General features: G+C 39.3%; 19 protein-coding genes. 6 read left to right on the top strand and 13 right to left on the bottom strand.

What is annotated here, in order from left to right:
* Together A2517_RS03895 and A2517_RS03890 are read right to left on the bottom strand one after the other, a co-directional pair.
* Positions 1 to 1,345, bottom strand: a 1,345-nt coding sequence (locus tag A2517_RS03895) for a hypothetical protein (RefSeq protein ID WP_294894340.1), incomplete at its 3' end; no start/stop codon positions are given.
* A gap of 2 nt (positions 1,346 to 1,347) precedes the next feature.
* Positions 1,348 to 1,800 carry a hypothetical protein gene (locus A2517_RS03890; protein WP_294894338.1) on the bottom strand — a complete coding sequence of 151 codons (453 nt, stop codon included), beginning with the start codon at positions 1,798 to 1,800 and terminating at the stop codon, positions 1,348 to 1,350.
* Positions 1,801 to 1,979: 179 nt separating this feature from the next.
* On the opposite strand from A2517_RS03890, the gene A2517_RS03885 reads away from it, so the two are divergent.
* Together A2517_RS03885 and A2517_RS03880 are read left to right on the top strand one after the other, a co-directional pair.
* Positions 1,980 to 2,765 carry an MBL fold metallo-hydrolase gene (locus A2517_RS03885; protein ID WP_294894336.1) on the top strand — a complete coding sequence of 262 codons (786 nt, stop codon included), beginning with the start codon at positions 1,980 to 1,982 and terminating at the stop codon, positions 2,763 to 2,765.
* 39 nt (positions 2,766 to 2,804) lie between these two features.
* Positions 2,805 to 3,374: an alkylphosphonate utilization protein gene (locus A2517_RS03880; protein ID WP_294894334.1), complete on the top strand. Its 570-nt coding sequence runs from the start codon at positions 2,805 to 2,807 to the stop codon at positions 3,372 to 3,374.
* A 39-nt stretch (positions 3,375 to 3,413) separates the two neighbouring features.
* Here the strand turns inward: A2517_RS03880 and A2517_RS03875 are convergent, their stop codons facing one another.
* The gene (locus A2517_RS03875; protein WP_294894332.1) at positions 3,414 to 4,298 is read right to left on the bottom strand and encodes a hypothetical protein; all 885 of its coding nucleotides are present in this window, start codon (positions 4,296 to 4,298) and stop codon (positions 3,414 to 3,416) included.
* Positions 4,282 to 5,169 carry a FecR family protein gene (locus tag A2517_RS03870; protein ID WP_294894330.1) on the bottom strand — a complete coding sequence of 296 codons (888 nt, stop codon included), beginning with the start codon at positions 5,167 to 5,169 and terminating at the stop codon, positions 4,282 to 4,284. The genes A2517_RS03875 and A2517_RS03870 overlap by 17 nt, the downstream gene beginning before the upstream one ends.
* A gap of 80 nt (positions 5,170 to 5,249) precedes the next feature.
* Here A2517_RS03870 and A2517_RS03865 point away from each other — a divergent pair, with 80 nt between their 5' ends.
* On the top strand, positions 5,250 to 6,053 hold the full coding sequence (locus A2517_RS03865) for a tetratricopeptide repeat protein (protein ID WP_294894328.1): 804 nt from the start codon (positions 5,250 to 5,252) through the stop codon (positions 6,051 to 6,053).
* Positions 6,054 to 6,081: 28 nt separating this feature from the next.
* On the opposite strand, the gene A2517_RS03860 is transcribed toward A2517_RS03865, so the two are convergent.
* From A2517_RS03860 to A2517_RS03840, 5 genes are all read right to left on the bottom strand, one after another.
* Positions 6,082 to 6,903, bottom strand: coding sequence for a hypothetical protein (locus tag A2517_RS03860; RefSeq protein WP_294894326.1), 822 nt, complete (start codon positions 6,901 to 6,903; stop codon positions 6,082 to 6,084).
* A complete protein-coding gene (locus A2517_RS03855) occupies positions 6,900 to 7,151 on the bottom strand; it encodes a hypothetical protein (protein ID WP_294894325.1) in 252 nt (83 codons plus the stop codon). The genes A2517_RS03860 and A2517_RS03855 overlap by 4 nt, the downstream gene beginning before the upstream one ends.
* A 34-nt stretch (positions 7,152 to 7,185) precedes the next feature.
* Positions 7,186 to 7,773, bottom strand: a complete 588-nt coding sequence (locus tag A2517_RS03850; protein WP_294894323.1) for a ParA family protein — start codon at positions 7,771 to 7,773, stop codon at positions 7,186 to 7,188.
* Between the two features lie 155 nt (positions 7,774 to 7,928).
* A complete protein-coding gene (locus A2517_RS03845; RefSeq protein WP_294894321.1) occupies positions 7,929 to 8,168 on the bottom strand; it encodes a hypothetical protein in 240 nt (79 codons plus the stop codon).
* A gap of 182 nt (positions 8,169 to 8,350) precedes the next feature.
* Positions 8,351 to 8,812: an SRPBCC family protein gene (locus A2517_RS03840; RefSeq protein ID WP_294894319.1), complete on the bottom strand. Its 462-nt coding sequence runs from the start codon at positions 8,810 to 8,812 to the stop codon at positions 8,351 to 8,353.
* A gap of 294 nt (positions 8,813 to 9,106) precedes the next feature.
* Between A2517_RS03840 and A2517_RS03835 the strand changes: the two genes are divergently transcribed.
* Positions 9,107 to 10,204 carry an HD-GYP domain-containing protein gene (locus tag A2517_RS03835; RefSeq protein ID WP_294894317.1) on the top strand — a complete coding sequence of 366 codons (1,098 nt, stop codon included), beginning with the start codon at positions 9,107 to 9,109 and terminating at the stop codon, positions 10,202 to 10,204.
* 228 nt (positions 10,205 to 10,432) lie between these two features.
* Here the strand turns inward: A2517_RS03835 and A2517_RS03830 are convergent, their stop codons facing one another.
* Together A2517_RS03830 and A2517_RS03825 are read right to left on the bottom strand one after the other, a co-directional pair.
* Positions 10,433 to 11,011, bottom strand: coding sequence for a mobile mystery protein B (locus tag A2517_RS03830; protein WP_294894315.1), 579 nt, complete (start codon positions 11,009 to 11,011; stop codon positions 10,433 to 10,435).
* Complete coding sequence (locus tag A2517_RS03825; RefSeq protein WP_294894312.1) at positions 11,008 to 11,382, bottom strand: helix-turn-helix domain-containing protein; 375 nt, start codon at positions 11,380 to 11,382, stop codon at positions 11,008 to 11,010. Before A2517_RS03825 ends, A2517_RS03830 begins: the two co-directional genes overlap by 4 nt.
* Positions 11,383 to 11,825: 443 nt before the next feature.
* Between A2517_RS03825 and A2517_RS03820 the strand changes: the two genes are divergently transcribed.
* Positions 11,826 to 12,683, top strand: coding sequence for a hypothetical protein (locus A2517_RS03820; protein WP_294894310.1), 858 nt, complete (start codon positions 11,826 to 11,828; stop codon positions 12,681 to 12,683).
* Positions 12,646 to 13,365, top strand: a complete 720-nt coding sequence (locus A2517_RS03815) for a hypothetical protein (RefSeq protein ID WP_294894308.1) — start codon at positions 12,646 to 12,648, stop codon at positions 13,363 to 13,365. The genes A2517_RS03820 and A2517_RS03815 overlap by 38 nt, the downstream gene beginning before the upstream one ends.
* A 195-nt stretch (positions 13,366 to 13,560) precedes the next feature.
* Here A2517_RS03815 and A2517_RS03810 read toward each other — a convergent pair whose 3' ends face one another.
* Both A2517_RS03810 and A2517_RS03805 read right to left on the bottom strand, forming a co-directional pair.
* Positions 13,561 to 13,890 (bottom strand): type II toxin-antitoxin system RelE/ParE family toxin, encoded by a 330-nt coding sequence (locus A2517_RS03810; protein ID WP_294894306.1) that lies wholly within the window; start codon positions 13,888 to 13,890, stop codon positions 13,561 to 13,563.
* On the bottom strand, positions 13,859 to 14,043 hold a 185-nt coding region (locus tag A2517_RS03805; protein WP_294894304.1), incomplete at its 5' end, for a hypothetical protein. The genes A2517_RS03810 and A2517_RS03805, both read right to left, overlap by 32 nt.

The raw sequence follows: 14,043 nt of genomic DNA, 5'->3' as shown, positions 1-14,043 counted from the left end.
TTAAAATAGTGACTACCGAATCGACTTTCTCTATACCTTTATTATATTTTCGAAGTTCATGTTCAAACGTTTCAATTTTTTGCAAGGTCTCCAAATCGATCTCTTCAAACGGAACTTTTAGAGTAATGGTATTTTGGCTGACATGCTTATCAAAAAAACCGTCCGGACTTATGGCGAGGCGGGTCACAATACTCAGTAAAATAACCGCTGTTAAAATCATAAACCCTTTTAAGATTTTAGGATTGTAATGAATTTCACGATTAGCGAACCAATAACATATCCGTGCGAACCCTATTCTGGGATATTTCACCGAAAAAAAACTTAGCAATGCAGGTAAAAATACAATATTGATAATATACGCCACTGCCGATGAAACCATCAAACTTAAACTCAACATAGTCACAATCTTGGAATCGGCAAAAAGGAGTGACCCCAAGCTCAGTATTAAAACGGGTAAAGTCCAAACGGCAGGATGAAGGTTTCGATTGATACTTTTCTCCAAAGCCCGATTCGAATCACTTTTAAATTGAGAGACATGCCATCGGTAGTAAAAATAGAGATAGTGACCGATCGAGATACTGACAACCATTAAACTCATTGCGATATGAATCTGGTTGCTTCCACTCAACAGATACATAATAGAGAAGGTCCATATCAAGGTTAAGATGGTGACACTGATAGCCCCAAATGCAGCGATATAGTTTCGAAATAAAATCCGTGACATCACCACTATGACCAGAACAATGACACCGACATACCAAAGATAATGCCCCAACTGCGCTTCAACAACCGGTTCGGAATATCGGTGTTCAAACGGGATATTCATTTTATCTATTTGTATAGGATTTTGAGAGTGCAAGAAAAAATGGAACTCACTAAAATCATCATTCACAAACTGTGTATACGGTTCCGGAAATGCTCTGACGAACGTCACCATCTTTGGTGCTGACAAGCTGCCGATCGGCAACGCTTTGACGATCGCCGACTCTTCAGAGGTTTGATCGTTAAAAACCATATGGGTTGCAAAAAGCGATTCAACCTGTTCCACGCCTACTTGATGCTCAAGCTCGGTCTGAAGCGACTGCAACTGAAGTTTGGTCGTTTCATCGAAAACAGCTGTTTTGATACTTAAGCGCCCGACATACGTTGCGGTATACTCTTGCTGTGTTGTTTTTTCGAACTGTTTGGACTCACTCAACCAAAAAAATGTATCGGATGAGATCAGTTCCGGCTTTATAAATGCAAATATTCCTATAGAGAAAAGGATAAAAAGGGCGATAACTGCTGCCCTGAACCGTCGAATAAACATAACAAACTGTGACGTATTTGGTGTATGGTAATACATAATTAATCCCACTCTTTCGCAACAATAAGGTAGGGGCGTTTAGAAACGCCTATTTGTTCGGCAACACGTTTTATATCATCGATTTTCTCTTCGATTTTCACATCACTGTTTTGTGCACTAGTGATCTCTTTTTTTCCGACCATCACTTCCAACATTCGCTGCAAGGGAGAAGGTGCCGAATAAATGGCTCCTATCAAAAAATGCGAATTAAATCGTTTAAGCTCATAAAAATAGATGTGATAGCGGTAAATCGTCCTCATTTTCTGGTTTTCAAAAATCATTGAGATAAAATCTCGGGAATGGGGACATTTCGGATCAATAAAAACATACACTTTAATGTCGCCTTCACCGTATTGTATTGCATGCTGCTCAATCGGTTCAAGGAGTGCCACCATTTTTTTGGTCGATAAATCTTTCCCCTCAGCCTTAATGGCAATAAAACACCATAAAGACAATAGCACTAGCAAAAAAGATGATATAGGTTTAATTGTGTAAATCATACCGCAATCATAAATCAAAGAAATTACAATATCACTACAATCGTGATTAAAAAGTAAGCAAAATCCCTTTTTACGAATCTAAATTCGACTTTTTATACTATAATTTAATTCGATCGGCTAAAAGGCGGAATAAAATGGACTCTATCGAATTCTTAGGAACCGGCGGTACTCGAACACCGACACAGGGGACTACATGCTTACGTGTCTCAGAGCATTGTGTCATTGATGCCGGAAATCTTATCAGTCGTTTTGGGGATAATGTCTTTTCCATTGAGCATATATTTCTCACCCATTCGCATCTCGATCATATTATTGATATCCCCTTCCTCGCTGATCTCTTTGTGACCCAAAAAAGTGTTTCCCTTAAAATCTATGGATTGAAGGCAACACTTGATAATTTGCGTCATTTTATTTTCAATGAACGCATTTGGCCTAATTTTGAAGAAATCATTCTGATCGGTCATACGGATAAAACCATTGAATTTGTTGAACTTGAACTCGAAACCCCTTATCATGTTGACGATATCACCTTAACCCCGTTTAAAACCGATCATACGGAGGGGAGCTGCGGCTATATCATTGAAAAAAACGGTTCGGGAATTTTATTTACGGCCGATACCTATCGATGTGACCGAATTTGGGAATTGCTTGATGAACGTCCTAACATTCATACCCTCGTCGTAGAACTCTCCTTTCCTTCACAATTTGAGAAATTGGCTTATGATAGCAAACATCTCACCCCCGCTCTTTTGGTTGATGAGTTGAAAAAATGTCATAGAGAGGACTTTAGCATCTATGCTATGCACCTCAAAGTCCTCTTTATCCCCGCAATTCTTGAAGAATTAAATTCCCTTCAATTGCTTAGAAATGGGGGGAAAGTCCTTGTTGACGGGGATCGTATCAATTATTCTCCGCACTAATGCGCTATAATGCCGTTATTAATTTAGTAAGGTGTTATTATGAGTATTGAACAAACATTACAAGAACGAAGCGGAAATATCTGTGAATTATGCGGTGCTACGGAAGGTTTAAGCGTCTATGCAGTCGCCCCGAGCGATGCCTCTGCGGATCAATCACTCTATATCTGCGAAACCTGCAAAAGCCAAATTTCAAACCCTCAAAACCTTGATTCAGATCACTGGCGTTGTCTCTCAGATAGTATGTGGAGCCAAGTACCTGCCGTCCAAGTTATGGCGTACCGTCTCCTATCAGCACTCGGCGATCAAGATCAACTCGATATGATGTACCTCGAAGACGATGTCAAAACATGGGCGCAAGCGGGGATGCTCAATACTGCCGCCAACGATGATGGCGGAGCGGTTATTCAACGTGACAGCAATGGAACCATCCTTGCTGAGGGTGATACCGTTACGTTGATCAAAGATCTCGAAGTAAAAGGGGCAGGTTTTACCGCAAAACGGGGAACTATCGTGAAAAATATCCGCCTTACCGACGATGCTCGATACATTGAGGGAAAAATCAACGGCAGTACAATCGTACTTGTCGCCGCATTTATGAAAAAAGCATAAAAAAAGCAAATAACACAGTAATGCAAAAGTCACAATATTCTATTGTGCGCTTCCTTTTGATTTGTTCTGCGCCTCTTTTTCTTGCTGCTCGAGGCGGGAGAGTTCCTGAGCCGTCCGTTCGCGGTCGGCTTTGGCTTTGGCGAGCGCTTCTCTCGCCCGCTTCATCGCATCACTCTCTCCCTTCGAGTTTTTTGTGTCGGGAGCTTTCATCTCTTTTTGAGAAATTTCTTTTTCCAATCCCTTGATAGTAGCATCTTGTTTAGCCAGTGACTCACGGATGGTCGAAACACGCTGATGCAGCGATTCTATGACGTTGGATAGCATCTGAGGATCGACAACAGTGGTTCCAAATACTTCGACAGGTTTCCCTGGTTCGGGAACATTCGAACTCACCGGATTACAATTAGGGGCGTGTTGTTCCCAGCTTCGATTGGCTTCGTTGTTGGCAATGCAATTGAGCTGCGATTGCGCCGGAGGAATCGGCTTGAGTACGATCTGATTGGAGGTGGATGAAGCACTCACCCCCCCCTTCATTCCACTGAGCAATTTTTCTTTTTCTGCATCAAACTGTTTTTGCTCCACAGCTTTTTTCAAAGCGTCCTGTTTCTTCTTATTTTCTTCAGCGGCTTTCTGAAGTGCCGTATTTATAGTATTCTCTTTTTGTTTGGCTTTTGCCGCACCCGTTTTGGGATAAAGGCCGGGTTTAAAATAACATGCTCCCGCACAGTCATTTTTGTAGTTTGAATTCATACAGCGTGAAAAATAATACGAGTTACATTCGGATTCGGTAGGCCAACAATGACCGGACTGTCCGGTGTAACTTTTAAGCCATGATTTCCAGTCGATACAATATTCGCCATATACTTCGGAACTGCTCAATATCCCTATCAAAACCGCTATCGGAAAACTAATTAGACGGGACATTTTTACTCCATGGACTTTTGAGTATTTTTACGGGTTGAATCCCACCTTCTTTGTAGATATCACATCCTTCGCCGGCATGCACGTCCACACTGACCTCACTTTTGGGCAAGCGAACCGAAACCGTCCCCTCAAAGACTTCGATACGGCTCCCTCCCTCAAAATTTCGAATCGAAAAATCGGTTCCGCGAACGGCACAAATCGCAGCAGGCGTTCGGACTTCAAACTTCTTTCCGAAATAGTGTTTCAACTTTGCCTGCACATGTGCAAACCCTTGTGTCAGCATTGCTTCAAAACTCTTTCCCGTATCGTCTTGGGTAACCGTAAAACTGCTGTTTTCGGAGAGTTCCACCTCCGCGTCTCCGCCTGCAACAAACAACTTGGCGGAACTGTTGGCTCCCACATCGACCCTTTCGCCGACGCGGAGCGGCAATACGACATCCGAAGCAGTAACGCTACCCATCAAAGAACGGCGTACCTCTCCGCTTATCGGAATCACCATTGCTCCATGCCCGCCGTATTCCGAAACCGCTGTTCGTATGGATGCAAGGATACTTTCTTGTTTGGAGAACAATTCTCTGGCACGTTTGAGCAGAGCGTTAGCTTCCCTCACCCCCAGCTCACTGACCGCTACCGCTTCGCGCGCTACGATCATTGCATCGGGGTCTTTTGATGTACGGATATCTTGCTCCACACTACGTGAAATTCTTAGGTCGGATTCCGCCGCTTCAACCCGTTTTTCGGCAGCCGCTACCGCCCCAAGGGCGCCATTGCGTTCCGCCATAGCCCAATGAATAGCCTGTTCCCCCGGATTGAGTGCAAATGCCGCTTGCACGTATCCAAAACACAAAAATATAATCAACACCCATTTCATCATTTCACCCTTGAGAATATTTATACTCTATCTTTGTATAATAGCTCAACAAGCAGTAAAATACGTATAAGGAAAACAGAATGAATACTCTCTTAAAAGCCGTTTGTCTAGCGGGGTTGCTAGCATCTACTTGTATCGCCGACGATCGAACGGAAGAAGGACGCCGATACCTAATACGCGGAATCGCCGCAATAGAAATGGCCAAGTCGGAAAAAGAGCTCTCCGGAGCCGCAGAGCAATTCACAAAGGCGACTCAAATCGCACCTGAACTCTCTGCAGCTTGGTACAATCTCGGATCGGTACAGGCCAAATTGGGACGTTACAAAGAGGCTATGAATAGCTATCAGCACTATCTTGCACTGAATCCAAAAGCGGAAGACGCTCCGAAAATACGCGACGAGATCATCAAACTCGAATATCGCATGGAACAAGCCGATAAAGTTGCCGCCCTAGCGGGAACATGGGTCGACAATTATAATCGATACTTCAAACTTGAAATGTCAGGAAACCGCATTACTCTCAGTTCGCGAAGAACACCTGACGATAACGACGTCATATCCACCTACAGTCTTGTCGGGAAAGTACCCGTGAGCAATTATATGAACGAAATATTTCAGTTGGAAATATCCGGGCAGAACCTCGGCGGAAAATGGAGTAAAGATGGCTATCAGGCCGATAAATGCACCATTCCTCCACTCGGAGGCAACGCTGAAGGGGAAGTGTTGTTGGAAGAGAATAAAATTGTTTTACGTCATATTGACACCAAATATTCTGCCGCTACCCAAATCAATGTATTTGACGATTTTTGTATTAATGTCAAAGTGACGGAGCAAAAAGAGGTCGAACGTGTTTTCCGCAAATACGTCGAACAACCGACTCCTTAAAAGTTTTTACGAAACAGGTAGAATAATCCTACTTTTTTGATTGAGTATCGATTTCCAATACCAATTCCGAATAAATACGTGCTTTCGCAATATTATAGCGATGGAGTTGTTCGCTCTTTTCCAATGAACCGATTTTTTGATTGAGCTGTCCCATACGGGCAGCAATCGAATTACGATTTTGGACTACTTTTGATTTCTCCTCCACACTTGGCTGTGAAAGCCCTACAAAACTTGTTACTTGATTCGTATAGCTACCGGTTGCATCCAACGCATCTGAAATGCTTTGGGTTGTCGCGGCCATCATTGCCGTCGATTCGGATATATCTTTTAACGAATTTTCAAGGTTTTTAGCGTCACTCAGTAATTTGGTATCGGCATACAGAGCCAGTTTCGAAATATCTGACCCTTTTACATCTGCGCGATTGAGCTTATCAAACCCTGCTAAAAAAGTATCCGAACTGTTTTTATAGCGGTTCAAAGCACTTGCGGCTCCTCCGAGATTTAAAAGTGTTTTAGAGATCAGCTTGGTCGTATTGGAGACTTCTCCCGCATACGGTATCGGTAAAAAACGGACGACATTGCTGATATAGACACTTGATTTAAGCATTTGGGCATATCCGTCAACCGTCCCTTTCATGGTAGTGATAAAGAGTTCAAACGATTCAATATTCTTTTTGTCTTCACGCAACAGTTTTGCCACCTTTTCAAGGTGATCATATCCATAGCTGTTAAGCTGTTCTGCACTGATGCACGGTTTTGGCACGTTGGGGGTAGGCTGCGATCCGCATCCTCCCAAGATTGCTGCAAGTGCCCCCAAAAGCAGTGCGTGTTTGATTTTCGCCCGTTTCATATCATCCCCATCTCTTTGAGCGCTCGACGTATCGCCCCCGCTATCGATTCACCCGTGCGTGCCGTATGTTCATCGAGTTTTACTTTTTCGCTTTTGGTGAGGGTTAAAAACACTTTCTCGCTTTGCTTTATCTCATCCGTTTTTTTAGGCCGCCCTCCCGGATGTTTAGCAGTTTGAATCTCTTTGTGGGTTGTGAGTTCCCTTTGGGTGACCCGCTTGGCGAACTTATTCTCTTTGACTTCTTCCATTATGACTACCTTTTATACAGTAATTAACTGTTTATTAACTCTCATATTCTCGGATCTTATCATGCAAATCAACCATTAATTTAGAACTCTTCTTGTAGGCATACGCTTTTATCCCCCCCTGCTGTGAGAGTTCCGTGATGGAGCGATTTTCGTTGATCGCCGTTTGAAGTGCGACACTCATCGGAATCGGAAACATCTCAATCTCAAACCCCAGCGTCTCTTCAAAAACAAACTTTGCATCGTTGATATCGTTCTCTTTTTGACTCATATTGGGGATCATTAAAATCGGTTTGTTCGCCGATGCGACACGCACCAATGTATCAACCGTCCCCTGTATCGTCTCGAGTGTCGGAATAAACGGGATAATAATCAAATCCGAATAACTGATGGCCTGATCGAGTTTAATATCATCAAACCCGCCGAAATCAAATATCGTTTCATGCTTCGGCTTTTCAAGATGTTTTTGCTGAATATCGATACGCTCCACACGTTCAGGCAATCGATCGGAAAGGGAACCGTAGGGATCAACCTCACACCCGTAAAATCCGAATCCCGATATGAGCTGATGGGCGATCATCGATTTGCCCACCCCGCCTTTAAAATTGACAACGGTAATATTCATTAATTTCCTTACTATATTTAACTGTTAATTACAGTATTTTACCTGTATAAAATAGATAAAGTCAAGTTTATTACAGTAAAAAACTATATTTAAAAAGGTATGTCCTAGTTTATTTAATAGGGGAGAAAGAGGAGAAGAAAAGAATGTTAAAAGAATCAAACAAACATAAAATCTTTTTTATACAGTATATGTTCGCTTGTTTGTTTGAAAGCGGCCATCTTCTCAAGGACATCCATCAGAGGAACTTTCCCCAAAGCACTGATCTCTTGGCATATCAATATTTCATAATTGCTCATTCTAGCACGATACGCAACTACCATATGCTGAGACGTAAGCTGTCTTAGTCGTTTAAGAACACCCTCTTCTTCTATCCATTCATTGTTATTGTTTAACATTTTAGAACCTTTTACGGTAGACTTGTAACATTCTATCACCTTTAAACTGACGTGTCAATATATTTAAAAAAGTTATTAATCGGTCATAAAAGGGTCATTAGTAATGATAGGTGAAAATAATTACTTTGGGATTACGAAGAGAAATGGAGTTGTCTTACTATAAAAAGTTTTCTATCTTATATTTACTCCAAAATCTCCGCTTCGACTAATTTTATTAGAAGAGCAAGCGAATCTTGCCAGCCCAAATAACAAGCCTCCTCTGGGATGATGGCAGGTACCCCCTCTTGCACTATATTTAATTCTGTTCCAACGGATACCTGCTTCAAGGTGATGGTCGTATCCATTTTGCCGGGTAAATTCGGATCGTCAAACCGGTCTGCATAGCGAATACGTTCATTGGGCACCAATTCAAGGTACTCACCGCTAAAAGAATCACTCTTGCCGCTAGTGAAATTCGTAAATGACATCGTATAGGTACCGCCGACCTTTACATCCATATGGTGCACCCTACAAGTAAATCCGTTTGGCGGAAACCATTTTGCTATCGCATCTGCATCAAGAAAAGCCCGATAGACACGTTCAGGCACTGCACGAATCACACGATGAAGTCGGATTGTGTTGGATTGTACTGAAGTTGTTGACATGTGTTTACCTCCATCTCAAAGTAACAATGATTTTTGCATCATTACATTTAAAATCAGTGATCAAAATCCACTTACTGATTTTTAATTAATTCTATTTAATTATTTATAGTTTTTTATAGCAAAAAGAGAGGATTTGAAGTTTTGGTGGGGGCGTCTACCCATTCGCCCCTTCAATGAAAAAAGTAGCCTCGTCCTCTTTTAGTTTTGTATTAGAAACATCACCATAAATCCTGGCTTGACAAATAATAAGTTCCCCGATATATTATTCACAAATTTCATGAGGACAAGATCATTATGGATTATAAAAATATTAGTCAGCAAGTTGTTAATGTTCACGAGCAGTTAAGACTCGAATGGCCTCATCTTAAACATATCAGTATCGGATTTTATGAAGACGAAACAAATGAGTTGTATCTGTTTACTAATCCGACAGGAATAGATTCATCTCTAGTTCAGTATAAACAGCCCCTTTCCCTTTTCCCTATGCTCGAAGCAATCGCAAAAAATAAAACTCCAGAAATCATAGATGACCTATCACTATTTAGTGATTTTGATGATCCGTCAGCTCACGTTATAAATGCCTATTTCAACTCCAGTTTTATAGTCCCAATGTATCATCAAAACGGTCGATTATTAGGATTTATTTTTTTTGATGCAAGTGAAAGAGAATTTTTCACAAAACCGATACGTGATCATCTTGCTGTTTATTCCCGATTGATAAGTTCGATGATCATGACCAACATTTTGCCTCTAAAAATACTTCAATCTGCTGTTGCTATGACTCAAAAGATGACCCGATTCAAAGATGAAGAAACTTCCAATCATATTGCAAGAGTTGCCCATTACTCCCGTATGATTGCCGAAACATTGGCTCAAAGTCATACTCTTAGCGACGAATTTATTAACTATATTTTACTCTATGCACCGCTTCACGATATCGGTAAAGTGGGAATACCCGATTATATATTACTCAAACCCGGAAAACTTAATCCGGATGAATATTCGATAATGCAAACGCATGTAGTCAAAGGTGTAGAAATTATCGACATACTCCTTTCCAGCTTTGATTTAGGCGATTTTGATCACACTGAAATGCTGCACAACATTACAGCCTATCATCATGAACGTCTAAACGGAAGCGGTTATCCTTATAATCTGAAAGGTATGGATATTCCTATTGAAAGCCGTATCGTTGCCGTAGCCGATGTGTTTGACGCAATGAGCAATCCTCGTCCTTACCATAAAGGACGAAGCATAGATGAAACGTTCGATTATTTGCAGTCTGAAGCAGGAAAGTTTTTTGATCCGGACTGTGTTCAAGCACTTCTCGATCGAAAAGAAGAAGTTTATGAAATCAGAAAGGTGTTTATTCCAGAAACATATCCTCTCTAATTTCCTCTTGCTCCCACTCTTCCAAAATATGGGGTAGGTATTCAATCTTCACTTTACACTCGATTGTTAAATAGCTACATGATAGTTTTCTTTTATGAGGAAGGTAAATAATTTAAAGTTTTGGTGGAGGCGTCCTCTATCAAACAAAGGCTAAATAACGATATTTTTAAGAGTATGCAAAAAATAAACTACATTAATACTATTCTCATAGATATATATTTATGAGAATTAAATACTAAACATAAAGCTTTTAAGCGGTTCATAGTTGCCTTGATCCGCTTCTTTCAACGAAGCGATATAAGCGAATCGCGCATCACTCACTTCGGTAATATTCCCACCCCATGAAAGAGCTTGATACCCCATTTTCAAGAGCCATAAGTCAGTAGCGAGTCGCGCCCATCGACCGTTTCCGTTTGGAAAGGGATGAATTTTTACTAACGTATGATGCAGACGCACCGCAGTGTCTTGATAATCCCAAGAACTTTCCCAATATTTGAGATCATCTTGAAGTTGATACAAACGTTGATGAATCAGATTGGCTTCGACACCGATCGAGGTTTGTGTGGTACGAAATTCTCCCGCCCAACTCCAAACATCACCGAACATCTCTTTATGGAGTTTACGGAAAAAGCTCAAATCAAACGTTACTTTTTTGAGAGCCGACGGGTTGAGCGTGTATTTAACATAGGCTTTTAGAATATTTTGCGCTTCGGCATCGTCCAGTTCTGCACGGGTGGTAATCTTTTTGAGTTTCAGTCCTGATATATCGTCGAGGGGAGTTTCCCCCTCTTTGTCAAACGTAATCATGCCCAAACTTGTGATTTTGGCATTTTAGAGATCATTGCTTTGGCTTGGGAGAGCATTTTGTTTTGCGCTTCGCTTCTCGGAGATTGGTTTTCGAGGGCAGAAGTTTGAATCACTCGGTTCACAATCTCATGCGCTTTTTTCTCGATTTGCGCCTGATAGAGTGCTTTTGCCGATTGTTTCGGTTTTATTGCAATCTCACATCCCAAAGCTATCGCTATTTTGTCGAGCGTATCAAGTGATATATCATGTCCCGAAAATGCACGCTTAACAGTAGCGATCCCTAATCCTGAACGAGTAGCGATAGCCTCATAAGGGATAGATAGAGCCTCTTTTTGTTTTTTGAGTGCAGAGAGTATTAATGATTTAAACATAGTAGCTTCTTTTCAGTATCATATTTGATACTTTTTATTTTACTAAATGTATCATAAGCGATACTTTTTGTCAAGACAAACACAACTATAACAGTCATCATTAAGTAAAAAAGTAGCCTGTCCCCTTTAATTCCATTTTACCTATATCTCGGATTATTGGGCTTTTTTAATCTCACTAGCTGTCAAAAAGTGCCCTCTACTGACACAGTATGGGCACAACAAAAGTTAATTTATTCAATAACTAAATTCTTTTTTCATAAACCAATCACTACCTCATAGCTTATAGTCATAATATAATTTTTAATAAATATTTAAAATACTTATAATTAAAATTCACAGTAAAAAGTTTATCTTATAAAGTTAAAATGCACTCAAATTAAAATATAATTTAATATAATTGTGTTAAGGTGCTCTATCATAAATAAGAAATGGAGAGAAACGCATTGTATAAGCTAGAAATCGAGAGACGTTTAAATAAAACTGACTATACAAGATTACCGCGACTTTTAGGCTTTCAAAACACTTATGACAATACAAACTCTACAGATGAATTAAAAAATATGTTAGAGATTGCAGATATAAATGGTAGTAAATACATTGAACTTTATCAACTAAAAACTACAGCTGATATTTCAAGGATTCTTCAAAATCTAGTATCAATAACCTATCAACCCAATATTCCATATATCGAAAACCAAGGTGACTTATCTATCATTAAAGTATCTTCAAATGGTTTAAATTTTGAAATTCTTGCAGACTTTTATATGGTAGAAGAAGTATGGCATAAAAGTGAAGATGGTAGAGCACAAACTTTAATTCCTAGACATCTTAGAAAGGTTTTACATTTACGGTATAACCATGTAAATAGAAAATTAATTCTTACGATAGATCCAATTGGAGATGGTGTAAAAATAGCAGAAGATATTCGCAGATATATCAATATCATCTTCCAAACATACAATATTAATTTTTATGAATTCTTTGAAATCGTAGATATAGATAATGCAATTTACACTATGATCGATAATCATTTACTAAGACCAAAACGTGTAAAATCCAAAGATGATAATTCAAATAGAATTTACGACACATTAGCCCAAAATCCTAATGATAGTTTATCTGACGAAGCTATTTTCACCGATACAAGATCAAATACTTTAAATCTCGATAGAATGAGATTAAAACACGATAATTTTAATATTAATGTAGAGTTATTTGGTAATGACTTGTTAAAAATATGGAGTAGAGCAAATTGGGAGCAAAGTGATGGGATTAAAGAAAATATTATTGAATTTCTGTGAAATACATGAAATAAAAGATTTATCATGTATATTACACTTTACGCTACTTAATTATGTTGCCAATCTATCTAAAAAACAACCTAATGTAAATTTATCTCCTAAAGTTATAGATGGGTTTTCAGGAATTGGAGAAGAAAAAGCATTCCAATTATTAACATATTTATCAGAGCATAGTGACTTAATACAAAAATATTATGTATTCAAATGTACAGATGATATTGATGAAATATCAGAATCATTAAATGCTGAAGATATTGATGATGATACAAATATACAAATCTATGGTTGCCTTAAATGTAACCAAAACCACGTTTATAGTCTTAGTGAAACACAATTTTACGAAATAGGCTTCAATGCAAAACGAGAAGAAGTCATTAATCAACTCAATTTTAATAGTGCTGATATTTTTAAAGAAATGATTGTCCTCAATACAAATGAAGAACATATTGATAGACTAGCAAATATACTTACTTCAAAACTAAAACTATCTGCGCCTGACCAAGAACAGGCGAAACAAGGAATGATTAAATATTTACATTCTGTAAAAAGTTTTTCCTCAGTTATTGCAAGTATTAGCGGTGATCTAGCAGATACCACTGGTAATATTAAAAAAATGGCTGAAGACGTAACTGGTTTCTCAACAATTTATGAATCAATTAAAGGTCTTCTTGGAAACTCTTAACATTATTCTTCCCTACCTATTTTCATAAAATTCTTCATAAATAGACTTCTTTGTTTAATTATTCAAATACCCAAACAGAAAAGGGGACAGACTACTTATTCCTATTCTTTCTTCCACTCATTCTGATTAAATATCCCCATAACGACTAGAGTTACGTCTTCTTTGGGTAATGAGTTGAGAGATGATTTAGAAGTTTTAAAAAAGCTTTTTTGTTTTGTAATTGATACTGCGATGTAAAACCCTACCGATAATGACAGTTGGTACTATTTCATCGATTTTATAGAATACCAAATAATTCTCGATGATCAGAACACGGCACTCTCTACGGATGTGTTTACGTTTGCACATAACACCCAAGTGTGGAAAATCGGATAATTTCGAAATGCCGTTTTTGAGAAATTCGAGGTATTCGACGGCGCGAGAGGGGGAATCTTCGGCGATATGATCTAAAATGATTTCAAGATCAGTGTAAGCATGTTCAAGATAGACGATATTATGAGGCATATTTTGTGCCCAATTTGGCAAACACCTCTTCGTGTGTCCCTACAAGGGGCGAATTGAATCCTTCGTCGATCATACATTCGAGTTCTTCATCATACTCTTCTTTTGAGAGTTTTACGGTGTTTTCTGGGAGTGATCGGAGAAATGCAATCACTTTATCTGCTACAGATTCGTCTT

It is taken from the genome of Sulfuricurvum sp. RIFOXYD12_FULL_44_77 (genome assembly GCF_001830725.1).
Lineage (GTDB): Bacteria > Campylobacterota > Campylobacteria > Campylobacterales > Sulfurimonadaceae > Sulfuricurvum > Sulfuricurvum kujiense_A.
Note: the sequence above shows the minus strand (reverse complement) of the source record. Positions and strands in the feature narration are given on the sequence as shown.